The organism is Flagellimonas eckloniae, assembly GCF_001413955.1.
In the GTDB taxonomy this organism is placed as follows: Bacteria; Bacteroidota; Bacteroidia; order Flavobacteriales; family Flavobacteriaceae; genus Flagellimonas; species Flagellimonas eckloniae.
Window position 1 is genome coordinate 303,749 of sequence record NZ_LCTZ01000002.1, and the last position, 24,914, is coordinate 328,662.

Consider the following 24,914-nt stretch of genomic DNA (forward strand, 5'->3'; position numbering starts at 1 on the left):
TTTAAGTTTTATCATTTTTTATTTTTAACCTTAACCTCTTGAAAATCATTAAGTAGAAATGAATAAATTTCTTCAGGAACGGTACTTTGCTTAATTAAATTTCCTGCATATCTCAGATTGAGGTTGTTTCCAAGAAGGGATTTTACATCTACTTGAACTAACTCGCCATCTTTCCACGTAATAGAAATTTCAAACCCTCCTTTACCTTTTATTCCTTCTATTTTGCCAGAAGACAGTATTGATGGAAGCGCAGGAAGAATATCTTGATAAAAATCACCATTGTCATCGCGTAAATGTGACTGCAACAACATTTCAGTAATTCCGGAAGTAGCCCCAAAGTTTCCATCTATTTGAAAAGGTGGGTGTGCGTCTAATAGGTTGTTGTATAATCCACCTTTGTTTTGGTAAATAGACCCTCCATCTTTTGATGGTGGTTTCATTAAATTTTTTAATAATAAAAAAGAATGGTCTCCATCTAAAAGTCTTGCCCAAAAATTAATTTTCCAAGCGCGTGACCATCCGGTACCTCCGTCTCCACGATGTGAAAGGGTCACTTTACAAGCTTCCGCCAACTCTGGAGTTGTTAATGGGTGAATTTCGTTGCCTGGATGCAAACCCCACAGATGAGAAACATGACGGTGTTCATTTTCAGGATCATCTTTGTCCTCCAACCACTCTTGTAATTGCCCATACTGGCCAATTTGATTGGGTGCTATTTTTGAACGTTTTCCTTCTAATTCCTTAACAAAATCAGCATCAACTCCTAAAACTTCTGCAGCTTCAATGGTATTTGCAAAAAGATTACGAATAATTTGATGATCCATTGTTGGAGCCATAACCAATCCTCCATTTTCAGGGCTATTGCTTGGACCACTTACCCACCAATCTGAATTTTCAGGATCAGGAACTAAGTATTCCATAAAAAACTGAGACGCTTTTTTCATAGCTGGATACCCTCTTTTTTCCAAATATTCTTTATCCTCAGTAAATTGATAATGCCACCATAAATGCTGACTTAACCAAGCCCCACCAACAGGCCAAATACCATGATTAGATCTATTTATAGGAGCTGCTCCCCGCCAAATATCAGTATTGTGATGCGTTACCCATCCATCCATATTATAGTGCTCTTTTGCTATCTTTTCTCCAGTTTCTGTTAAATCTTCAACCATGGCTATTAAAGGATCTACCAGTTCTGAAAGATTGGTCATTTCTGCCAACCAATAATTCATTTGGGTATTAATATTTATGGTGTACTTACTATCCCAAGAAGGATAAATTTTATCATTCCAAATACCTTGTAAATTTGCTGGCTGAGTTCCCGCTCTAGAAGAAGATATCAGCAAATATCTTCCATATTGATAAAGTAAAGACACCAAACTAGGGTCTCCATCTTGCCGAAAAGTTGCCAATCTTTTATCTGTTGGACGATTTGAAATTTCGGACTTACCAAGATCTAAGTCTACACGACTAAATAGATTTTGATAATCTTCTACATGTCTAGATTTTAGCTCAGAAAATGACTTACCTTCTATTTTTTTAAGTTGCTTTTTACACAATTCAAATGGGTTTCCATCAACATTTTTATAGTTCACAAAACTGGTTGCTGCCACTAATTTTAAGGTAGCACTATTGGCATTAGATACTTTTATGGTTTTATCGTTTTGAACAACTTCACCACCTTTATTAATTATTTGTAATCTTGCCTCAAAAGTGAGTTTACTTTCAGGGTAAGGCGTCCCTTTACGTTCTTTATTTTTAGGATAATTATTAGCTCTCCCTTGAATTATTATTACATTTCCATCAACGGACACATTATATCTTTCATGAGGTGAATCCAATCCAGCACTAAAATTTAATGTACCGTTTTTTGATGATTCAAGTCGAATAATTATTGCTTGGTCAGGTTCAGAGGAAAAAATTTCCCGCTTAAATTTCACATCATCAACTTCATACGAAACAAAAGAAATGGCTTCTTCCAAATCCAATTTTCTTTTAAAGTTAGTAGCATTTTCATGCCCAATAAAATCCAATAAGATATTACCAAAAGGCTGATAACACATCTGCCCTAATGGTTCGGACATATAATTTTCGTTAGCCAATTTTTCAGCCTCCTCTTGCTTACCTTTCCAAAGTAACTGTCTTAGTTCCTTTAAAATTTTATGCGCTCCTTCGTTGGCATAATCATGCGGTTGTCCTGTCCACAAGGTTTCATCATTAAACTGGATGGTCTCCTTATCAGTACCTCCATAGATCATACCTCCTAATCTGCCATTTCCAATAGGTAAAGCTTCAGTCCAGTTTTCGGCAGGCTTGTCATACCATAGAACCAATGAGGGGTTTAATTCTTTTTCTCTAGGATTGGTATCACAAGATAATTGAAAAAACACGCATAAAATCAGGATACAAATTGAGAGGTATTTCATTGTCACAATATATCTTCACTCTTTTTTACTTAGTTTCAAAATCTCAACTGGCGTTGGTTAGCTTATTAAACTTATTTAGGGCTTGTAAAGCATTTCATATATATTCCACCTTTAGATGATGCTATACTTTAGGGATTCCATTCCTAAATGTATGCACACACATATTACTTTTTCCAAATTGTAACTAACATATAGAATTTTTGTTTATCTGTTCATTTCTTATAAGAAGAAAAGCTGAACATTAAATTTATTTTCAATACAGCAATAAAAATATCTAGACTACTCAAAGATCTTTTGCTGGAATCGGTCAATAATTTTACTTGTCTTTATTTTATGAAAAAACAAGATCTCAATTATATCATTTTTGTGCATTAATTTTTTTCATACCAGAATAAAGAGGGTATGATTTTTTAAGACCATATACTTATGGCTATTGATGTGCTGCTCCTATAATTGATTATGATTACTCCAAATAATATAATGGGTTGTTTTACAAAAACAACCCATTATATTTTCACCAAATAATATTAAGAAATTTAATACCCTGGGTTTTGTTCTATTACAGCTTCGGAATTTACAATGATATCCCTATTTGGTATGGGCCATAGATTTTGGTGGTCAAAAATTTGAAGTGACCCATAGATACCGTTATGCACTGGATTGAAATTACGAACCCGTTCTATATTAGTACCCGTCCGCATTAACGTAAGCAATCTTTCTTCTTCTACAAACAACTCTCTTGCTCTTTCATCCAAAATGAATTCAAGATTTACATCACTACCAGTAATAAGAGGTGCCGAAGCCCTAGCCCTTAATTCATTAATATCATCTGCGGCTGCACCAGGATTTCCATTAAGCATATATGCCTCTGCCCTCAATAAATATGTTTCTGCCAAACGCATTACATAACGATCGCGATGAGAATTGTTAGCCTGATTATCAACCACTTCCTCAGGGAAATTACCAATTGGTGTGCATTTTGCAAAAATAGCACCAGGCCATCGGCGACCAAAAGGAATATTTACACCATCCAAGGCACCACTTTCGACCATATTTTGACCAAAATAAGGCGATGCTGGATTATCAACGACCAAATCACGAATAACATTATACTCAGAATTACGTATATCTCCTGGAGAATCTTCCCAAATTTGATTTATTACATAATCAGATGGAGACCACCAGGCAATACCTCTACCACCATTGCCCTTAGTAGGCCCAGTAAATAAATTTTCTCCATCATTACCTATTAATCTCCAATACTGTGCTATTGAAAATCTAGGAAGTACATCATTAATTTCACCACCTGGTGTAAGAAACTCATATTGTGATACATAAATAGCTTCTGTATTACCTGTAGCTCTATTTTGGTTACCTCTTCGAAACAGATCCCAGTATACATCACCATCTTCAGAGCTTCTAGTACCAAAACGGTCTTTCATTAATTCATAACCCAAATTATCTATAACCTCTGATGCTGCGTCTATCGCTTTTGGATAATCTTCTACCACTATATATGCCTCGGATAATGCATGGTATGCTACGCCTTTGGCTATTCTTCCATCTTGCTCCACATCATCTGCTTCAGGTAATAATTGCGTTGCATCCGTAAGGTCATTAATTATTTGTTCCCATACATCTTCTGCAGAAGCCCTTACAAAGTCTCTTTTTGGACTAGTAATTTCTTCCAATACCAATGGTACACCACCGTACAAAATAACCAAACTTCTATAAGCATAGGCTCTAAAAAATTTAGCCTCTCCTATTTTAATGTTGCGTTCAGTTTCTGAGGTATATTCAACATCATCGATTCTATTTAATATTACATTTGCGTTATAGACTATTTTATAAAAATTTTCCCAAAAATATTCAATTTGGCCTGCTTCAGGTACTATACTATCTCCCCACCCGTTAAGAACAGCGTTTAAATTAAGGGAATTATATCCACAGTCCGTTGTGTATTGAAAGGCAAAGGTGCTACCTTGTGTAACTTGGCCATAGCGGATATCACTAATATTTCTGTAAAGTTGTACCACAGCAATATCTATGAGTTGAGGTGTACTATAGGAATTATCGGAAGTATAGTCGCTAAAAACCTCTTCTTCCAGCCATCTTTCTTCATCACATGCAGTTATAAACATGCATAATAATACTATATATATGATATTTTTCATTTTAGTTTTATTTAAAATTGAACATTTAGACCCATTGAATAACTTTTCAACTGCGGTATTCCAGCACTAAAGCCTCTATTGACAATGTTTTGATTGTTTTGATTGACATTGTTAATATTAACAATTTCTGGATCTTGGCCGTTCCATTTGGTCCAAGTTGCAAGATTCCTCCCTGAAACAAATAAATTTAACTTACTCAGCTTTAAAGCCTCTAGAATTTGACTAGGAAAAGAATAGGATAAAGAAACATCCTGTAAGCGAACAAAACTTCTTTGATTGTAGATATTGCCACCCAAAGCTGAGGCTGCATCCAAACGTCTGTACTTAGCGTTGGGATTTTCCGGCATCCAATAATCCCAAGCACCACTTGGTACATTAGCACTTGCTAAAGTTCCCGAATTACCCCAATTGACTCCAGCATGTGGCGAGTCATTACCGTAATAAAAATCACTACCTCCTTGGATTGAATTAATAAATACATACAAACTAAGGTTTTTATAGTTAACCGTATTGGCAATACCAAAACGATAATCTGGATCTCGATTACCTATTATTTTTCTGTCATCTAAAGAAGAGATATCCCCACTATCATCAAGATCGTTTAATATGTAAGTTCCGGGTAAAAAGCCTGGCCAGATTGAACCATCGGCCTCATCTGCCAATTGCCACATACCTATTACCTCATAGTCGTAAATTACACCTTGTGGCTCTCCGATAAACAAGCTGTTTTCAATAAGATCATCCTCTATTCCATCACCATCGACATCAGCTCCCAAAATAGATTCAATTTTATTTCTATAACGACTGAAATTTACTGAGGCTTCCCAACTCCAAGCATCAGTTTTTACTATGGTACTGGAAAGTGTAAACTCCAATCCATGGTTAGAAACTTCTGCGATGTTGGTATTTATATCATCGAACCCAGTAATAACTGGTATATCTATATTAAAAAGAATATTTTCAGTCTTATTATTATAATATTCCACATTTCCCCTGATTCTAGAATCGAATAGAGCAAAGTCTAGTCCTACATTTGTACCCGTAGTTGTTTCCCAAGTTAATTCATCGTTTGGAAGACTGATGTTTTCTTGTCCAAGGAAGGGGGAGCTTCCATCACCAAATACGTAATCTGCTTCTCTCTCCGTAACACCTAGGGTATCATAGCGCCCAACACCTCTTCTCCCAGTTTGCCCGTATGAACCTCTTACTTTAAGAAAATTCAACCAAGAACTATCTTTAAATAGGTTTTCATTGCTTATAACCCAACCTAGTCCTACAGTAGGAAATACGGCAGTCTTGTCATTAGTACCAAAACCAGAAAAACCATCTCTTCTAATAGTTCCCGTAAAATAATATTTGTTCTTATAATCATATAGCAACCTAGCCATAGTGTATAAACTACTTTCCACCTCCTTCTCTGACTCAATTTCATTTTGAAGTGGATCTCCTGCTTCTAAAAAATCAAATCCTAAAAGATCAACGTCATATTGATTACCAGTTGCTCTAAAAGAATTTATATTCCTTTTTTCAACGCCATATAGCAGTGTAACATTGAAGTTATGGTCTTGATTAAACGTTTTTTTGTAGGTTAAAATATTATCCAATGTCCAGTCCCAAGATTCTGCATAATCTTTGAACCCACTACCTGTGAAGCCATTTCCAGAAGGATTAAATCGATAAGTGTTCTGAGTTCTATAGTTATTGGAGAAATTTAACCTATAAGAAAGCCCTTTTATAGGCAGCTTTACATCTGCATATAAGTTACTAAAGTAATTTTTGTCAATATTTGAATCATCTTGGGCAGTAGTTAGGAAAGGATTTAGTACAAATCCCTCTGGTTGAGGGATGATTTCTCCATTTTCGTCGCTAATTGGTGCCCAAGGTTGTAATCTAAATGGTGTGCTAAACCCAGCATCTTCACCTGAATAATCTCCTATGGATACAAAAGCCTGCGTACCGATTTTAAGCCAATCATTAATTTTAACATCGATATTGGCTCTAAAATTATATCGCGTGTATTCATCGTTTTCCAAGAAGGCTTCTTGATCGGTAATACCACCTGATAAAAAATAACTAAAAGCCTCTGTTTTACCTCGAATACTTACATTGTGGGTATTAACAAATCCGTCTCCTGTAAACAAATCCCACCAAGGTATATCTATTCCATCGGCATAGCCTTGGGCTATTTCATTTGTTTTAAAATTACCTTGCCAAACATAATCAGGATTTACCTGAAGAAAATCTGGCCCTAACCGACCACCTTCTGCCCAAAAAATATCTTGATAAAACTCTTCGTATTCTGCTGCCTGCATAGGAACAAAAGCGTTACCTGTTGGAGATTGAATAGAATAACTTGCACTATACTCTATAGTTGGTTTAAGGGATGTTTCTCCTTTTTTTGTAGTAATCAATATGACCCCATTAGAGGCCTGTGAACCATAAATAGCGGCGGAACTAGCATCTTTTAATATATCTATTGATCCAATATCAGCGGGGTTTATATCTACTATGTTCCCTCTATAAATAATACCATCTAAAACAATAAGTGGTGCATTTGCACCATTATTACTGGATAAAGTGTTTTGTCCCCTAATAGATATTACAGGGTTTTGCCCAGCCGTTTGAGTAGCGCCAACATTAAGACCAGCTACACTACCTTGTAGTGCCTGTAAAACAGATACATTGGCAAATTCACTTACCTTTTCTAAGTTGGCACTCGATACAGCACCAGTTAAATCTTTTTTCCTTATTGTAGCTCCATACCCTATAACAATGACCTCATCTAAACTAGCGGCATCTTCATTTAAAATGATTGAAAACTGGGTTTGATTCCCTACAGCGACTTCTTTTGTTTCAAAACCTATATAAGAAATAACCAAAACGGAGCTTTCATTTAAAACAGTAATTGAAAAATTCCCATCAAAATCTGATTGAACACCATTCGTGGTACCTTTTTCTAGGATATTTGTTCCTGGCAAAGGAGCTCCGTTTACATCTTTTATGGTTCCCGATATTTTTAGCTGTTGTGGAACACTAACAGGCTCTGGAGTTTCAACAATAACAATCATATTATTGTTGGTAATATCCAATTCGAGATTTTTAGAAGAAAGACTTTCTTTTAACAGTTTGTTAGCCCTGACAGTTCCTTTTTTAAGATGAACTTTTGGCATATCTTTAAAAAGATTTTCTTCATAAATAAAGGTGAAATCTGTTTGTCGTCTCAATAAATCGAAGACTTCATCAACAGTTAAAATTTTATCTTCATCGATATAAATTTTAACATTTTGAGAAAAAATATCGCTTGGAGAAAAGCTAAAAACAGTTGTGCAAAACAAGAGTAAAAAAGTTCTCATAATTAGTTTTAACAATTTTTTCTTCGTCAAGAAAAAATTATTGGAAAAGTTGGTAACTTTAATTTTCATAAATTTGGTTGTTAATTAGTTAGACGTTGATTTAGTTAATTAATAATACAAATGGGGGATGAAGCATGTTACTGTGGAGGTATTATCTTCAGTTCCCCTTTTTTATCATTTTATGGTAATTGTTTTGTCTTTTATCTCATAGGCATTTATAAAGTTAGTGTTCTGAATAGAAGTCAATATTTCGTCAATAGTATTTCGTTTGCTCAGCACTCCGTTAAACTTAACTTTTTCAAGTTCCACCTTTTCAAATTCTACCTGAACATCGTACCAACGGGATAATACTATCATGATTTCTTTTAAGGTTTTACTCTTAAAACTAAAAAATCCTTTCCTCCATGATGTCTCGCTATATACATCAACTTCATTGATGGATATTTCTTTCGTGTCAATATGTATTCTTGATTGCTGGTTAGGAACTAAACTTTGTTTTGAATCTAAATTACTTATAACTACCTCTCCTTCAACTAAAGTAGTGTAGATTACATTTTCTTCTTTATATGCTTTAATATTAAACTCCGTTCCTAAAACTTCTACTTCTTGATTTCGATTTAGCACCTTAAATTTTGAATCCTGATTTTCCGTACTCGGCGAAACATCAAAATAGGCTTCCCCATAGACGAGCTCTACCTGACGGGTCATACCAGGCAGAAAGGTCACGGGATATTTTAGCTGTGATTCGGAATTTAACCAAACTTGGGTTCCATCAGACAGTTGTACAAAAAATTGCCCTCCTCTAGGAATGGTCAAATAATTATAGACTATCTCATTTCTCGATTCATTTTTTGAATCGTAAATTAGTTCTTCGCCATTACTATTTATATTGTCTGTTTGATAGGTCATTCCTTTTTCCAGTGGGACTTCTGATCCGTCTTCTAAGGTTAGAGTTGCCTTATCCGTACCTGTTTCGATAGTGTTATTTACAATAATCGGGGTGTTGATTTGTGGATTATCCTCTTTATTTAAGAGAAATGTAATGGTGATGAGTAGCGCTACGGAGCCAGCCACTGCATATTTCCAATAATGACTCTTTTGTTTACGTGCCTTTAAGCTATTTTGAAGTCTTAGCCATCCTTTTTCAATATCTATATAATCTATATCGGTTTTATAATTCTTCTTTACCGAATTGAAATAATCTTTATGGGAAGTTGATTCGTTATACCACTTTAAAAAAATGATTTCCTCTTCTACAGAAAGTGTATTATTGAGTTTTTTTATAATTAGCTTGAATTCCATCTATATCGGATTTATATACCAATTCTATTGTTATGACAACTAAAATCAAAAAAAGGGTGACAAAAAAATAAGAATGCCTAAAAATAAAATAGTAAAAATTATCAATTTCTTAATAAAGAAGACTTTATTGATTTACTTGTAGAAGAATTATTATGGAAGTAATTAGCTCCGTAATTCTCAATTTCCCTCTTTTAAGTTGGGTTTTAACTGTATTTATGGACACTCCTAATTCTGCAGCAATTTCTGAATACTTGTAATTGTGCAAAAATTTTAATTTAATGACCTGTTGCATTTTATCAGGAAGTGTATCTACTATCTTTAGAATTTGATGATATATTATCTTTTTATCATCCGCTGCAGTAGAATCAAATACATGCTCAGTGATAAGGTTTATATTAAGTTCAAGAAACTCATAGTTGTCCGTAATTTTTATGGACTTAAGATAATTCAAACATTTATTACGAACCATGCTATATAAGTAACCTTTTAGCGATGATTGAATATTTAATTTATCTGCATTTTCCCAGATATAAATAAATACTTCCTGTACAATATCTTCGCTTGAATCTTTGTCAAAAAGGTAACCGTTAGCATAGATAACCAGTTTCTCATAATGTTTATCAAAAAACACTTTATAAACTCTCCGGTTCTGCTTTTTTATTTCTTCAATAATAAGGTTCATAGAAAAAAATAGTATGCCTAGGAAGTAATCAAATGTATAAAATAAATTATCTGTTTTGGTCAAAATGGCCAAAATGAGCAAACATTTGATTGATTAAAGACAGCCTTGTTGCGTATCAAAATATAATTTAGTGTTGGCCAATGCGAATCTTCTTACATCTTAAGATTTGTTCATAAAGCGAATATTGGATTTAAAAATTGATTGGTAAGGAACCAAAATGCTACATATAGGTTTTGACTGAAGAATTTTTAACATATCCTAAAAAAACAATAAACTGACTGGGACTTTTGCAATTTTCAAGTGTATTATATAAGATAATGGTAATCTAAAAATCTCACTTTATAAAAAAATGAATTGTTATTTGTTTTTATTGCAACAGTAAATCAAAAAAAACTGTCCACTTCAGTTCACTTAGAAGTATTAAATAAATTATATATCTGAAAATGAAGTTTAAAATCACACTAATTAGTATCTCACTAGTAACAGTTTTATTTTCTTGCAATACCAAGGTTAAAAAACCTGAAACAAACACGGTAATTGAAGAAAAACAACAACCTAATATTATTTTTGTTTTTGCTGATGATTGGGGTTTTGGAGATTTAGAAAGTCATGGCAGTACTTTTTGTAAGACGCCAAATCTAGATAAAATGGCATCTGAAGGGATTGATTTTCAAAACGTTTCCGTTGTTAATCCTGTATGTTCACCCAGTAGGGTAGGTGTAATGACCGGCCAATTTCCAGCAAGACATTCTGTTCATGGGCATTTTGCTTCTGTAAAATCACATATGAATCGTAATATGCCCGATTGGTTAAATCCAGAAGCACCAATGTTACCTAGAATGTTGAAAGAGGCTGGCTATGCTACAGCTCATTATGGTAAATGGCATTTGTCCAACGATCATGTAAAAGATGGCCCTTCCCCTTTAGCTTATGGATATGATGAGTATGGTGCATTTAATTTATCAGGTGGACGGCATCAGATGCAAGCGGACTCTACCATTTATAAAACAATTGATTTTGTAAAGCGAAACAAGGATAAACCATTTTTCATCAACGCTTGGATTCATGCAACACACACCCCTCATTATCCAAAAGATAAGTATATGGAGCAATTTTCGCACTTGGATGAACAACAACAAGTATATGCGGCTGTAGTTGCGGAATATGATGACCGTATTGGAGAGTTGTTTACAACACTAAAAGAATTGGGTATTGATAAAAATACGTTGGTTATTTTCTCTTCGGATAATGGCCCTGAAATTACGGGCAAAAGTAAAACTATAGATGATGCTTCAACAGGGCCAGGTCTTGGCACATATTATTCTGTTGGAGAAACAGCTGGTTTAAAAGGTCAAAAGCGCTCTTTGTTTGCGGGAGGCATTAGAATTCCGTTTATCGTTAGATGGCCGGGAACTGTCCCGAAAGGTGTTGTAGATAAGGCTACAGAAATGACTACGGTAGATCTATTGCCAACATTTTTAGAATTAGCGGGCGTTACTGCTCCACAAGGCTATGAGTCAGATGGCGAAAGTATTGTATCTGCGCTAAAAGGTGAAACATATAATCGCGTTAAGCCAATTTATTGGAATTGGTTATATCCTAATAATAGGCGTACTGATTTTTGGCCAAGTGCTGGTATACAAGAAGCAAATTGGAAACTTTTAACCAACAAGAAGCTAGACAGGACCGAGCTATACAATATTAGTACAGATTGGGCAGAACAGAAAGATGTATCGGCCGAAAACGCAGAACGAGTTGCTGCTATGATGGCAAAACTGCACACTTTCGAAGCTACATTGCCTACAAGTCCACCAGATAATTGTTTTTCCAAGGAAAGAGAAACCCTTGAATAATCAATTTGGATTTTCAAGTTATAATTAAATACTAACAGTATAAAAAAATGAAAAACTTCACATTTCTACTACTAATTTTACTGACTGCCAATCAGTTCGGCCATGCTCAAAACCCTATTCTTCGGGATATGGATTCTAAATTCCTGTATACGGCTTTTCCAGCGGCTGAGGTATACAACGGGAAAGTCTATCTGTACTGCTCGCGTAATCAGCCAGATGCAACGACTTACGGTACCATGGAGGATTATGTGGTATTGGAAACAGAGGATATGACAAATTGGGTCAACCATGGGGCTGTATTAAAACCGCGGGAATACGCTTGGGCAGACGGACAAATGAATGCCGCAGATGTGGCGTATAAGGATGGTTGGTATTATTTCTATTTCCCCTATGACAAAACGCATATTGGCGTTGCCAAAAGTCGCAATCCCGAAGGGCCTTGGGAAGAGGCGGTTACAGATAAGATAACTTCCATATTCGATCCAACCGTAATTGTTGATGATGATGGCCAAGCTTATATATATGGTAATGACCATAAAGTTGATATAGGAGAACCAGGAACGTATATCATGGGGGCAAAGCTTAAGGATAATATGACCGAGCTGGATGGGGACTGGGTTAGATTAAGTAAAGAAGAAGTACATGAAGCCACCGATGTTTTTAAACGGAACGGCATCTATTATTTTCATGCAAGTGTAGGAGGCGAAACGGTATATTGGACATCAGATACGCCCATGCCAAAATATGCGGAGTTTAAAGGGAAACTGGCAGAAAATGCTCCTGATGCTCCCAACCATGGATCTGTAATAGAATTTAAAGGGGAATGGTATTTTTTCTATCATCGAGGCGATGTGAACAACGGGACTTTTTTCCGTCCCTCTGTTTGTTTTGAAAAAATGGCCTTTAATCCAGATGGTACCATTCAGCCCATTGTTTACAGTCTTGACCCTGACTACAAGGCAAAACCGGTAAGCAAAAAAGATAAGTAAAAATCTTGGTTTTGCTATTATAAAATCAAAGACAATTCATACTAATTATCCAATCAATTAAAACAATACTAAAATGATCAATAAAAAAATTGTATTTCTGTTTTCAGCATTGCTGATCATGTTTTCATCATGTAAGGAAGCTGATAAAAAACAAGCAATTGCCCAGGACACAAGTGAAGGATTTGTTGCTAATCCAGTAATAATTGAAAAACGGGAAGTAGTTACCCTTCCAATAGGCTCGGATGGCCCAGATTTTAAGCTGCCGAATTTGAAAGGCGAGTTTATGAGCTTAAAGGACTTTGAAGATGCTGAAGTACTTGTACTTATTTTCACATGCAACCATTGTCCTACGTCTCAGGCTTATGAGACTAGAATGATAGAATTCACAAAAGAATACAAGGATAAAGGTGTGGCGGTCGTTGCTATCAATTCTGCAAGCCCGTTGGGCCTAATGTATGCAGAACATTCATGGTCAGATGTTGGTGATTCTTATGAGGATATGAAAGTAAGGGCCAAGCATAGGGGATTCAACTTCCCATATCTGTATGATGGTGATTTGCAAGAAGCATCCTTGGCATACGGTGCTATGGCTACCCCCCATATTTTTATTTTGGATAAGGAAAGAAAGCTTCGTTACCAAGGACGAATTGATGCTGATCAAAAGCAGGGTGTTGGTAAATCTGAGGATTTGATTCAAGCAGTTGAGGAAATATTGGCAGGAAAAGAGGTTACTAATCCTACAACCAAATCAATTGGTTGTTCCACCAAATGGTCTTGGAAAGTAGAAAATTCCAAAGCTATTGATGAGGAATGGGCAAAGCGGGAAGTAATTTTAAATGAAATTGATAATGAAGGCGTAAAAGAATTATTGGTAAATAATACTGAAAAATTAAAGTTGATCAACGTTTGGGCCACTTGGTGTGGACCTTGCGTTAGGGAATTCCCAGATTTGGTGAAATTACAGCGAATGTATGGTAAGAAAGACTTTCAATTTGTTTCACTTTCTGTCGATAAAATGGAGATAAAGGATAAGGTTTCAAAATTCTTGAAAGAAGAACAGGCTGCTGTTGAAAATTACATTTATTCACAGGATGATTTATACGAACTGGTGGAGTTGGTTGACCCTAATTGGAGCGGCGCACTTCCATATACATTGTTGGTAGAACCCGGAGGTGAAAAAGTTTATGCCTATCAAGGACCATTTGACATGCTTGAGTTGAGAAGGGCCATAGTAGACCATGATTTGATTCGCAGATATAGATAGCAATAGTTTCAGAACAACATTTTTGGGTATATAGGTCTGATTTTATGAAAGGTGCTGGGCATGATATCTATTTTACATGGAAGTAGCACTTTCAAAAAAAGTAGCTGTCCAGCGTTTCGAAATCTGAAGGCAAATTGGATTTTGCTATTTTAAAAAGCTATCACTTTTTATAGTCGCTGCTAAAATTTTCGATATGAGTAGTTTATCAAGAAGAGAAACACTGAAAACCCTAGGTGCCATTGCTTGTGTATTATTTTTCCCTTTGAAATCAATGGGTAAAACCATAAATAAAGGATGTGATGTATGTAGGAAAGCTTGGTCTAATTTGAGCAAATTTGCAACAAAAAGATACCCATTTAGATACATTGAACCTGTAGATTCCTTACCCAAGGTATTTATTTATGGAGACTCTATATCTATTGCCTACACCGAATACGTTAGGGCTTCTTTTGAAGATAAAGCCTGCGTATTTCGTATATACGAAAATGGTTCTTCAAGTAATGAATTTATCAAAAAAATGGAAGCCATGAGGCAAGCTATGTTTCAACCTCATCTATCCCAAGGCTGGGATTTTGAGTGGGATGTCATCCATTTTAATGTTGGGCTTCATGACCTTAAATATGTTGTTGATGGAAAACTCGATAAACAAAATGGCACACAGGTGTCTTCCATGGAAACATATGAAAAGAACCTTCGCTCGATAATCAACTATTTAAAAGCAAAGTATCCAAAGGCAAAATTAGTGTTTGCCACTACAACACCAGTGCCGGAAGGCGAACGGGGCAGGAACGCTGGCGATGCTAAAAGATATAATACAATCGCTTTAAGAGTAATGAATGACCACAAGGATATTTTGATAAACGACTTATATAAATTTTCGATTCCAGTTTTGGAAGAATTTGCTGTAGGTCCAGGAAACGTGCATTTTAAAGCTGAAGGTTCACGTTTGCAAGGAATAGAGGTGGCCCGGGTAATAAGTGATGTAATAGGAGTGAAACCGATTATATGCCCAACAGTTGAGACTATTAAGGAACGTTCCAGTCAATATGAAAGAAAGATTTAAAATAAACAAACAGTAAAGGATTAAGTGATTATGAAGAATTTGTTTATCAGTTTGTTGGTGATTGTCCTTATAGTGTCATGCACAAGCAGCCGGGAAAAGAAACAAAATATTGAAAATTCCCAACGCCCCAATATCATTTTCATTTTTGCCGATGACTGGGGCTATGGTGACTTAGGTATTCATGGAAGTACTTTTGTTGAAACCCCAAATCTTGATAAAATGGCAAGTGAAGGGATAGACTTTGAGAACTTTACAGTAAATAACCCAGTATGTTCTCCGAGCAGGGCAGCAGTTATGACAGGGCATTACCCAGCCAGATACGCTATTCACAGACATTTTTCAGGCTTACAGCATCATATAGATAATGGCATGCCCGATTGGTTGGACCGTAATGCACCTATGCTGCCAAGGATGTTGAAAAAAGCAGGGTATAAAACGGGCCATTTTGGAAAATGGCATCTAGCAGGCAGCAGGGTAAGTGATGCACCATTGCCCACAGCTTATGGTATTGATGAATATGCTTCATTTAATGTACCAGGTAACGAAAAAATCAAATACGAGGAAAGTGTTCCACGGGCACTTGATTTTATAAATAAAAACCGGGACACTACTTTTTTTATGAATGTATGGATACATGAAACCCATACACCCTTTTATCCTCGTGAAGAGTATTTGGAAAAGTATAAGGATATAGAGGAACGAAAACAAGTATATGCTTCTATTATTGCAGAAGGCGATGCAGGTGTGGGCGCTATTTTAAACATACTTAAAGATTTAAATATTGATGACAATACACTCGTTATATTTTCTTCTGATAACGGCCCTGAGTATCCTAGGGTCGATACCGAACGATTCCTAAAAGGAGGATATGGGGAGTATTACTCGGTAGGAGAGACCGGAGGCCTAAAGGGTGAAAAAAGGTCACTTTATGCAGGCGGTGTTCGTGTACCTTTCATTGTACGGTGGCCGGGGGTAGCCCCCCAGGGTAAACGAGATTCAACTTCTGTAGTAACCGCTGTAGATTTATTGCCCACTTTTCTGGAGATTGCAGGATTGGAACTACCCAAGAATTATGAACCAGATGGAGAAAGTGCTTTAACAGCACTTAAAGGAGGTGATTTCAAAAGAACAAAACCTATTTATTGGGAATGGGAGGGTCCAAAATTACGGGAATCTATTTGGCCAAAATTGGGTATCCGCGATGGAAGTTGGAAATTAATTACCAATAAAGATTCGCTTAGAACTGAATTATATAATGTGGAGCGCGATTGGACGGAAGCAGTGGATGTGTCATCAGACCACCCGGATGTAGTAGCGAAATTGTTAGAGAAAGTATATGCATGGAAAAAGACATTGCCACTTGTTCCAGATGAGAATAGTATCTCCGAAAATCGAAACAATCCGAAGCAAGAAGAATAGAAAACCAACTTTTTGAAACCAGCAAAATCCAAATTATGAGAAACCTAATCATATTACTTCTTTTGTTCTATGTACAGACAAGTGTCGCTACCGATTATTATGTCGATGGAAACACTGACCGTTCAGGTGATGGTAGCAAGAATTCCCCTTTCAAAACTATTCAGGAAGCGGCGGACATCATGAAGCCAGGTGATGTGTGTTTTATAAAAGAGGGTATCTATTTTGAAACAATTGTGCCGGTAAACTCAGGGACAAAGTCAACCCCTATTGTTTTTCGACCATTAAGCAAAAATGATAAAGTTATTATTACGGGACTTGATGAGGTACCATCTACCCTCTGGGAAAAGGATTCCAAAAACCTTTTTAAGGCCAAAATAGAAATGGGTCTTAATCATGAGAATCAGGTTTTTATGAATGAGAAAGTTATGATAGAGGCGCGTTGGCCCAATACAGGTGAAGATTTACTTAAACCAACATTGGACGTAATGGATGCCAACACCACCCCTGTAAATATTCTCGATTCCCGCTTACCGAATTACGATTACACAGGTGCCCACGTTTGGATACATGCAGGTGCTCACTGGCGAAATTGGACAACTAAAGTTATCGGTTTTGGCAAAGGTTCACTGGAGATTGAAAATATTGCTCCGGGCAAAGGAAGCACCAGTTGGCATGTAGCAAAAGAGGGTGAAGAGTTTTTTGTATTTGGTTGTAAGGATGCATTAGATACCGACAATGAATGGTTCTACGATACAAAAGACGAATCACTATACATCTATCGTTCCAATGGTAAAACTCCGGATAAGAGTATTTATATAAAAAAACGCATGAATGCATTTGACCTCAAAGACAAAGCATTTATTCATGTTAAAGACATAGAAATTCGTGCTGCAACAATTAATATGAACACGGAATCTTCCCATATTGAAATGGACGGTTTGAAAGTCTATTATCCGTATCATTCATCACAGGCCAATATCTATTTTGGACAGCAAATCGATAAAGGTATTCCAATCATGGGGAAACATTGTGTTCTCAGGAACAGTGAAGTTGCCTATACCTCTGGATGTGGCGTTGCACTTTACGGAGAAAGCAATCAGGTGATCAACAGCTATATTCATGATACCGATTATATTGGCTCGTATGCTAGTTGCGTTCAGTTGCGGGGCACTAACAACGTCATAAGTCATAGTACGTTGAGACGCAGTGGACGAACCGTTATTGACTATGCAGGTATGCACAAAGCCCTGATACAATATTGTGACATGAGCGAGTCTGGAATGCTTACCAGCGATTTGGGGCTGACCTACGGGAACGTGATAGAAGGTGGAAATTCCGAAGTGCGGTATAACTGGTTACACGATAATATGGATGAGAACCTTGACATGGGGCTGTACTACGACCACGGCACGCAGAACATCATATCGCACCATAATGTGGTTTGGGGTGTGGGATTTGGAGCGCTTCATATCAATCACTATGCTTATTACCATCTTGTATATAACAATACCTTTTCGGCAGAACAGCACGGATTTGAATCGGCTTGGGGAAATAAGTACCCCCCAGATCTGCATGGTTGTAGGTTCTTTAACAATATCTTTTCTGCATCTGCCAGTATAACCGCAGATAATTATGCATGGGGCAACAATCTAATCGGTTATAAAGACCTTATTGATAATAAATACCTTCCGGAAAATTCCCCTGCCATTGATAATGGTATCGTTTTAGCCGGAATAAATGAAGATTTTAAAGATGAAGCACCAGACATAGGAGCTTATGAGACCAACGGTCCCAAGTGGAAGGTTGGTCATGACTTTGATAACCCACCTAAAGTTGATACAACCAGATCAAAACCCTTGCATAGAAACCGTCTTGAAAACACCGCATTCGAATACGGTGACCATCTTTCACCTTGGTTTCTAGTATCTGGCGAAGCCACTCCAGAATTGGGACGTAAAAAACAGATAACGCCCGATACTGCAAACCTGCGTATGGGAAATAGCAGCATAAAATTGGGACCAAATGCAGAAATTGCACAAGTTGTTACGGGTCTTACACCAAACACATGGTATGAATTTGCAGGATTTCTAAAGACGGAAAACGAGGAGCGAGCCGAATTAGGCGTACGCGACCACGGAGAAATGGAGACACTTAGTCCATCCTTTGGAAAACACCGTGGCATCCCTCAGAATTGGGCGCGTTCTACCTTGCATTTCAAAACAGGTCCGTCCAGTACGAGTGCAACTGTATTTATTCGAAGAACAACAGATGGGGAAGGGCGCGTATTTGCTGACGACTGTGGACTCATATTTTTAAAATATGATTAAATCCATTTACATATTATATCTTTTGAACTGATAAGAACTCAAAGATTGACCTATAATAACATTTAAATATGCGAACTCGATTCTATTATACGTCAACCTTAAATATGATATTGAAAAAATGAAACAAAATTTAATTGCAGTTGTTTTAGCTTTAATTGCTACTTCCATTAATGCGCAATACAAAAATGTTATTAACTATCCTGGAGGCAGAATTGCCATTTCACATGATGGAAATAATTATGATAAAGACGATTATGTAGCAGCTGCAATGAATTTGGCTTTGTTGGAAGGCACAGGTTTAAAGTCGAAACTGGTACATTTTGACCATTCAAACCACCTAAAAAACAAGGACAGTCAATATATGGAGATGCTGGAAAGCGTTACTAAAGGTGTTAGGCATTTCAATATTGACTCTACTAAAATATTTGATGTCCAAACACAATTGGATGCAGCTATAGCAAATTTTAAGAAAGAAGCTGAAAAATCCACGGAAAATAACCCCCTATGGTTTTGTATTGGCGGTCCAATGGAGGTTCCTTGGCAATATATTAATGCAGTGGATCCGGAAAAGCGAAAATTTATTACCTGTATCTCCCATTCTTCTTGGTTTAACGAAGACCATGTTTCCCCTCCGGAGATGACGCATACCTGGGAAGATATTAAAGCCCTTGGAGTTAAAACGATTCGGATTAAAAATCAGAACAAAACGGAATGGAACACCAAAAAAGAAAACGTATTCTGGATGCGCGACTCCAAAAACCCTAAACTACAATGGTTGTACAATAGAAATGCCAAAAAAACATTTGATTCTTCAGATTCTGGTATGTTATGGTGGGTAGTTACTGGTGCCGAAAATGGAGGCAACGAAAATGCAGGTTGGCAAGACTACAAACCTATTTTAGATGCTATATCTGATAATGAAAAGAGGGGTTTACCAGAAAATTTAACTACTGAAGAGAAAGGATTCAAAACAATTTTCAACGGGAAGAATCTTGATGGTTGGTATCTGAAAATTCGTAGTAGAGACCTAGAGCTGGCTAAAAAGGTTTTTACCGTAGAAAATGAAATGATTCATGTATTTGGAGATTCGTTTCCCAAAGAGTACAACTTAAATACGGGGGCAAATGATACGCATGGACTTATCTATTCAGAAAAGGCCTATAGTAAATATATACTCCGGTTTGAATACAAATGGGGGGATAGAATAGCCAATAATTTTGATAAATGGCAATACGATGCTGGGGTGTATTACCATGTGATCAATGATAAGGTTTGGCCAACAGGTATAGAGTATCAAATCCGTTATGACCATACAACATCAAGAAACCATACGGGTGATTTAATTAGACCATCGGGAGCTGATTATGACTGGTTTTGTAACGAAGAGGAAATCTATCTACATCCCAATGATGGAGGAAAGCTTTACACTAAAAAACATTGGTTACACTTTGCATCACCAACTGAAAATTTCAATGCATTGAACAACAAATGGAACCAGTGCGAGATTATTGTTATGGGAGATCAGTATGCTATCCATAAGCTAAACGGTGAAATTGTAAATATGGCTTTTAATCTAGAACCGGGAGCTGGAATTTTTGGGTTTCAGTCAGAAACTGCTGAAATTTTTTATAGAAATATCCGAATAAAAGAATTTGATGAAATCATTCCAGCTGAGAAATTTCTAAAAGAATAATTCATCATAATGTTAATTTATAAATGAAGATAGTAAGTCAAAATATATCAATTTTTATAATTTCCTTATTGACTTTTCTTCTTTTCTTTTCTGAAGTTACTGCTCAGGAAAATGAACGTACTCGCTTGTTTATTTTAGCTGATATGGGATGTGAGCCTGATGAAATGCAGCAAATGATTCACATGTTGATGTGTTCCAACGAATTTGAACTTGAAGGATTACTTGCAGTAACTGGCAAGTATATAAATCCAGGAATGAAGAATGAATATCACAGAATTACCCACCCTGAGCTATTTACCCAACTTATTGATGCATATGCCAAAGTATATCCAAACCTTCAAAAACATGCAAGTGGTTGGCATACTCCAGAGTATTTGCATAGTATAGTTCGTGCGGGACAAAAAGGATATGGTATTGCAGATGTTGGCGAAGGAAAATCAAGTGATGGTTCAAAACTACTGGTAGAAGCTTTTGAGAAAGACGATGAAAGACCTATCTGGATTGCCGTAAATGCAGGTTCCAATACCCTTGCCCAAGCTCTACACGATTACGAACTATCTCATTCAATAGTAGAACTAAATAAAACCATTTCTAAACTTAGAGTGTTTGAAAATGGAGCACAAGACAATGCAGGCGCATACATTTGTAAACAATATCCAGCCATTCATTGGATTCGTAGTAACTATCAAACCTATTCCTATGGCGGGCCAAAAAGTCCTCCTGAAAGTGGCACTTTACAAATAGGGCCTCATTTTTGGGGCGAATATGACTACAGTTATAGTGGGCAAAATGATTGGCTCATTGAAAATGTAATGAAGGGGCATGGCCCACTTGGAGATTTATACCCTGAACGGCGATGGGGTAAACGTTTTGGTTTTATGGAAGGTGGCGGAACCATTCCGTGGATTGGGTTGGTCAATAAGGGTCTTTTTGATATTAATCATCCCTCTTGGGGTGGTTGGGGAGGTCGCTACAGTAATACAAAGCAAGCAGATGTTTGGTCAAGACACCAAAGTGTTCGCGTTGATGAATTAAAACACGCCCCATTTTATTCACATAATGATGTAAGTGATTCTTGGTTCAATGAAAAAGACCAAGAAACCTACAATAGTAACTTTGTACCGGTATGGCGTTGGCGAGAAGCCATGTACAATGATTTTATTTGTAGAATGGATTGGTGTACACAACCCTTTGATAAGGCGAATCACCACCCTATGGCCGCATTTTTTGATGATGTAAGTGATGACATTATTTTTATCAAGGCTATTCCTGGGCAGGGAGTTAATATAGATGCAAGCCGTTCTACTGACCCAGATACAGATAAATTAGAATATTCTTGGTGGATATACGAAGAAGCCGGTACCTACTCAGGTGATGCGCATATTGAGGACCCTTCCAAAGCTAAAACAGTATTATATGTGCCTACTGGGGCAGCTACCAAAGAAATTCATTTGATTTTAGAAGTTAAGGACACGAACCCAATTGCCTCCCTTTTCGATTATCGGCGAATTATAATTAGCGTGGGCAACTAAAAAAGAAATACCAATGACAAAAAAATGGATTTTTTTGCACTATCTATCAATATTGGTCTTACTGCTACTTCAGGCCTGTGAAACGCCTACTCCTAAAGTTCAAATAATAAGTACATTCTTTGAAAAGAATACCCCATCATTTCATGGTATAAATTCAATGGTTACTTCCCTTGATTCTTCTGGAGTACAAATCAATCAATATCCTGAATCCATTGATTCAGCAGCCGATTACTACATTTTAGTAGGCTTGTCTTCTGAAAAAAACGAAGCAACTCAACTGTTACAGGAGTTACAACTGACCTTACCAGACGAAAAGGAAGCCCTTCGCATTAAAAAAACAACATTCAAAGGGAAACCTGCACTTGTGCTTTGTGGTGCAGATGAGGTTGGATTAATGTATGCAGCATTAGATGTTGCCAAACAAATCTCTTGGAGCAAGAACACGGAAAACCTTTTTGAATATGTGAAAGATGCTTCAGAAACACCAAATGTAAAAGAGCGAGCTGTATCAGCAGGTACATTTCATAGAGGTTATTTTGAACAAAAGCTTCACGATATGAAATATTGGGAAACCTATTTTGATATGATGGCCGAAAATAGATTGAATCAATTTCTGTTGATTTTTGGTTATAAGAATAACCAGATGCGAGAACCGAATTTTATGGCACCTGCTTATCCTAATTTTTTTAATGTTGACGGGTATCCTTTTGTTAAAATAGGGAATGTCACCTTAGCGCAGCAAAAACAAAATACAGCATCCTTAAAAAGGATCATTGAGATGGCGCATGCTCGTGGTATCGAGTTTGGTGTGGGTCTTTGGGACCAAATCGAACGCGACCCCAGATACAAAGCAATGGTCAGTGCCGAGGGCGATATCCCTCCCGATTTGCCGGATAATATTATTTGGGGATTAACACAGGAAAACCTCATACCCTATACCAAATTAGCAATGCGAAAATTTTTCAGGAATTTCCCTGAAATTGATTTGGTACAGTTTCGAATGCATTGGGAAGCCGGAATTACTGGCGATGTAGCCTTGCAGTTTTGGAAGGAAATATTCACTATGCTCAAGGAGGAGAATCCAAATATAAAAATTGAAGCTCGGGCAAAAGATGTTCCTGATGAGACCTTATATGATGGTGTTGCCACTGGTGCCGATTTTCGGGTAGCGACCAAACATTGGATGGAACAAATGGGCATGCCATTTCATCCTACCCATATCAATAAAGACAATCAGTTTGATCGGCGTCATGGCTATGCCGATATGCTTCGTTATCCAAAACAATATGGCTTCAAATGGCGAGTATGGTCTGGAGGTACCACCAGATTGTTCCTTTGGGGAGATCCTGATTGGGTTAAAATGTTCGCTGAAGGTTCTCATCTGTATGATGCCGTTGGCTTTGAATTCAATGAGCCCTTGTATTTTAAGATGAATGGAAGCAAGCACGATGCCAAGGTTACGGATTTATTAAATCCAACAAATCGCTATTACGACTATGAATTTGAGCGGTACTGGCATTATTATCAGGTCATGGGAAGAGTGAGCTATAATCCGGAAACAGCACCTGATATTTGGGAAATGGAGTTTGGTAAACGCTTTGGAAAAGAAGCGGGGCAATCTATTATGACCGGTTTGCACAAAGCTAGCAAAGTATTGCCAAGAATTGTAACGGCCAGCTATCTCTATCCACGTTTTGCAAGCCCACAAGGTTGGCCCGAATTACAACGGATGGAGGATTTACAGCATTTCGCACTAAATTCCAAGCCTTCGGATATTCAGCAGTTTGCCTCTCCCAAAGAGGAAGCGGCACTTATTTTAAAAAACAAACCCTCTTTCAGAATTTTACCAAGTCAAACGAGCAAGTGGTTTTCAAGTATTTCCAAAGAAATTTTACATGAGGTTGAAAATGCAGAAAAGACCATTGGAACTTATCATGGCAATGAGTTTATTTCTACCATAACCGATTTGAAAATGCTCGCGTACTTGGCACAGTATCACTCACAACGTTTATTGGCCGCAGTTAATTATAATCTGTATCATGAAACAGGGAATCTAGCAGCTTTTGATAGGGCAATTTCCTTTGAATCCAATGCTGTTGAAGCCTATGGGAAAATGGCCGAAACAGCTGGGGATATTTATAATCAGCAATTAGATTTTGGTTCGAATGTAAATTTATTTCCAGGGCATTGGAACAAGGAGTATTATCGACTCTTGGATGAACTGAAAGATTTAAGGCATATGAGGTCACAAATCAAAGACCCCAAGACTGGAAGGGATTTGACCACAGCGCCTATCCAAATTTTGGCTTCAGATGACAAGGAGCCACCCACGGTTGAATTGCAGCATATTAAAAGTGCCCCATTGAACAAACCCTTAAAAATCAAAGTTTCTGTGTCAGATGCATCAGGGGTTAAAAATGTTACCCTGCGCTATCGACATGTGAACCAGTTTGAAGATTACAAATCTTTAGAAATGAAAAAAACGGATATTTCTGACACTTATGAAGCTACCATACCAAGTCAATTTTTTGACGGAATATATGACGTTATGTATTTTGTAGAAGTTATGGATACCAAAGGAAACGGTAAAATATATCCTGATTTGGAGGTAGAGATACCCTATGTTGTTGTTCAATTGGAAAGATAGGCCTATCTGATTCATTTTGAAATTAAAAAATACACATGTTTAGAATAAATGAATACGCAAAGTATTCAGTTCACTTCTCTAAATGACACCGAAATATTTAAAGATCAGAAAATGCATTGCAATATTCTTGTATAGGCAAAAAAAGTATCATAATTAGTATGCATCGTATTGGATGTTTACCTAACAACAA

General features: G+C 36.9%; 14 protein-coding genes. 9 read left to right on the plus strand and 5 right to left on the minus strand.

Translation table 11 applies throughout. The annotated features are described in order from the left end of the window. Positions 1 to 11: 11 nt before the first annotated feature. From AAY42_RS01315 to AAY42_RS01335, 5 genes are all read right to left on the minus strand, one after another. Positions 12 to 2,426: a glycoside hydrolase family 95 protein gene (locus AAY42_RS01315; RefSeq protein WP_082433288.1), complete on the minus strand. Its 2,415-nt coding sequence runs from the start codon at positions 2,424 to 2,426 to the stop codon at positions 12 to 14. Between the two features lie 536 nt (positions 2,427 to 2,962). Further along, a complete protein-coding gene (locus AAY42_RS01320; RefSeq protein ID WP_082433289.1) occupies positions 2,963 to 4,600 on the minus strand; it encodes a RagB/SusD family nutrient uptake outer membrane protein in 1,638 nt (545 codons plus the stop codon). An 11-nt stretch (positions 4,601 to 4,611) separates the two neighbouring features. Further along, positions 4,612 to 7,953 (minus strand): SusC/RagA family TonB-linked outer membrane protein, encoded by a 3,342-nt coding sequence (locus tag AAY42_RS01325; RefSeq protein ID WP_175288709.1) that lies wholly within the window; start codon positions 7,951 to 7,953, stop codon positions 4,612 to 4,614. Between the two features lie 174 nt (positions 7,954 to 8,127). After that, positions 8,128 to 9,255 (minus strand): FecR family protein, encoded by a 1,128-nt coding sequence (locus AAY42_RS01330; protein WP_055392210.1) that lies wholly within the window; start codon positions 9,253 to 9,255, stop codon positions 8,128 to 8,130. A 124-nt stretch (positions 9,256 to 9,379) separates the two neighbouring features. Continuing rightward, positions 9,380 to 9,937 carry an RNA polymerase sigma factor gene (locus AAY42_RS01335; RefSeq protein WP_139063604.1) on the minus strand — a complete coding sequence of 186 codons (558 nt, stop codon included), beginning with the start codon at positions 9,935 to 9,937 and terminating at the stop codon, positions 9,380 to 9,382. Positions 9,938 to 10,380: 443 nt separating this feature from the next. Here AAY42_RS01335 and AAY42_RS01340 point away from each other — a divergent pair, with 443 nt between their 5' ends. The 9 genes from AAY42_RS01340 to AAY42_RS01380 all read left to right on the plus strand — a co-directional run bounded on the left by AAY42_RS01340 (position 10,381) and on the right by AAY42_RS01380 (position 24,724). After that, complete coding sequence (locus AAY42_RS01340) at positions 10,381 to 11,790, plus strand: sulfatase-like hydrolase/transferase (protein ID WP_055392212.1); 1,410 nt, start codon at positions 10,381 to 10,383, stop codon at positions 11,788 to 11,790. A 47-nt stretch (positions 11,791 to 11,837) separates the two neighbouring features. Next, positions 11,838 to 12,779, plus strand: a complete 942-nt coding sequence (locus AAY42_RS01345) for a family 43 glycosylhydrolase (RefSeq protein WP_055392213.1) — start codon at positions 11,838 to 11,840, stop codon at positions 12,777 to 12,779. 73 nt (positions 12,780 to 12,852) lie between these two features. After that, positions 12,853 to 14,043 carry a redoxin family protein gene (locus AAY42_RS01350; RefSeq protein WP_055392214.1) on the plus strand — a complete coding sequence of 397 codons (1,191 nt, stop codon included), beginning with the start codon at positions 12,853 to 12,855 and terminating at the stop codon, positions 14,041 to 14,043. Positions 14,044 to 14,236: 193 nt separating this feature from the next. Next, a complete protein-coding gene (locus tag AAY42_RS01355) occupies positions 14,237 to 15,106 on the plus strand; it encodes an SGNH/GDSL hydrolase family protein (protein ID WP_139063606.1) in 870 nt (289 codons plus the stop codon). A 30-nt stretch (positions 15,107 to 15,136) separates the two neighbouring features. Beyond that, positions 15,137 to 16,525, plus strand: a complete 1,389-nt coding sequence (locus AAY42_RS01360) for a sulfatase family protein (protein ID WP_055392216.1) — start codon at positions 15,137 to 15,139, stop codon at positions 16,523 to 16,525. Positions 16,526 to 16,560: 35 nt separating this feature from the next. Next, positions 16,561 to 18,852: a right-handed parallel beta-helix repeat-containing protein gene (locus tag AAY42_RS01365; protein ID WP_055392217.1), complete on the plus strand. Its 2,292-nt coding sequence runs from the start codon at positions 16,561 to 16,563 to the stop codon at positions 18,850 to 18,852. Positions 18,853 to 18,970: 118 nt separating this feature from the next. Further along, a complete protein-coding gene (locus AAY42_RS01370; RefSeq protein ID WP_055392218.1) occupies positions 18,971 to 20,545 on the plus strand; it encodes a 3-keto-disaccharide hydrolase in 1,575 nt (524 codons plus the stop codon). A 23-nt stretch (positions 20,546 to 20,568) separates the two neighbouring features. Continuing rightward, positions 20,569 to 22,077, plus strand: a complete 1,509-nt coding sequence (locus tag AAY42_RS01375; RefSeq protein WP_222836829.1) for a nucleoside hydrolase-like domain-containing protein — start codon at positions 20,569 to 20,571, stop codon at positions 22,075 to 22,077. Positions 22,078 to 22,090: 13 nt separating this feature from the next. Beyond that, positions 22,091 to 24,724 (plus strand): hypothetical protein, encoded by a 2,634-nt coding sequence (locus AAY42_RS01380; RefSeq protein ID WP_055392219.1) that lies wholly within the window; start codon positions 22,091 to 22,093, stop codon positions 24,722 to 24,724. Positions 24,725 to 24,914: the final 190 nt, after the last annotated feature.

Coding starts and splice junctions, on each gene's coding strand:
- AAY42_RS01315 (WP_082433288.1), bottom strand. CDS start 2,426: ATGAAATACCTCTCAATTTGTATCCTGATTTTATGCGTGTTTTTTCAA.
- AAY42_RS01320 (WP_082433289.1), bottom strand. CDS start 4,600: ATGAAAAATATCATATATATAGTATTATTATGCATGTTTATAACTGCA.
- AAY42_RS01325 (WP_175288709.1), bottom strand. CDS start 7,953: ATGAGAACTTTTTTACTCTTGTTTTGCACAACTGTTTTTAGCTTTTCT.
- AAY42_RS01330 (WP_055392210.1), bottom strand. CDS start 9,255: ATGGAATTCAAGCTAATTATAAAAAAACTCAATAATACACTTTCTGTA.
- AAY42_RS01335 (WP_139063604.1), bottom strand. CDS start 9,937: ATGAACCTTATTATTGAAGAAATAAAAAAGCAGAACCGGAGAGTTTAT.
- AAY42_RS01340 (WP_055392212.1), top strand. CDS start 10,381: ATGAAGTTTAAAATCACACTAATTAGTATCTCACTAGTAACAGTTTTA.
- AAY42_RS01345 (WP_055392213.1), top strand. CDS start 11,838: ATGAAAAACTTCACATTTCTACTACTAATTTTACTGACTGCCAATCAG.
- AAY42_RS01350 (WP_055392214.1), top strand. CDS start 12,853: ATGATCAATAAAAAAATTGTATTTCTGTTTTCAGCATTGCTGATCATG.
- AAY42_RS01355 (WP_139063606.1), top strand. CDS start 14,237: ATGAGTAGTTTATCAAGAAGAGAAACACTGAAAACCCTAGGTGCCATT.
- AAY42_RS01360 (WP_055392216.1), top strand. CDS start 15,137: ATGAAGAATTTGTTTATCAGTTTGTTGGTGATTGTCCTTATAGTGTCA.
- AAY42_RS01365 (WP_055392217.1), top strand. CDS start 16,561: ATGAGAAACCTAATCATATTACTTCTTTTGTTCTATGTACAGACAAGT.
- AAY42_RS01370 (WP_055392218.1), top strand. CDS start 18,971: ATGAAACAAAATTTAATTGCAGTTGTTTTAGCTTTAATTGCTACTTCC.
- AAY42_RS01375 (WP_222836829.1), top strand. CDS start 20,569: ATGAAGATAGTAAGTCAAAATATATCAATTTTTATAATTTCCTTATTG.
- AAY42_RS01380 (WP_055392219.1), top strand. CDS start 22,091: ATGACAAAAAAATGGATTTTTTTGCACTATCTATCAATATTGGTCTTA.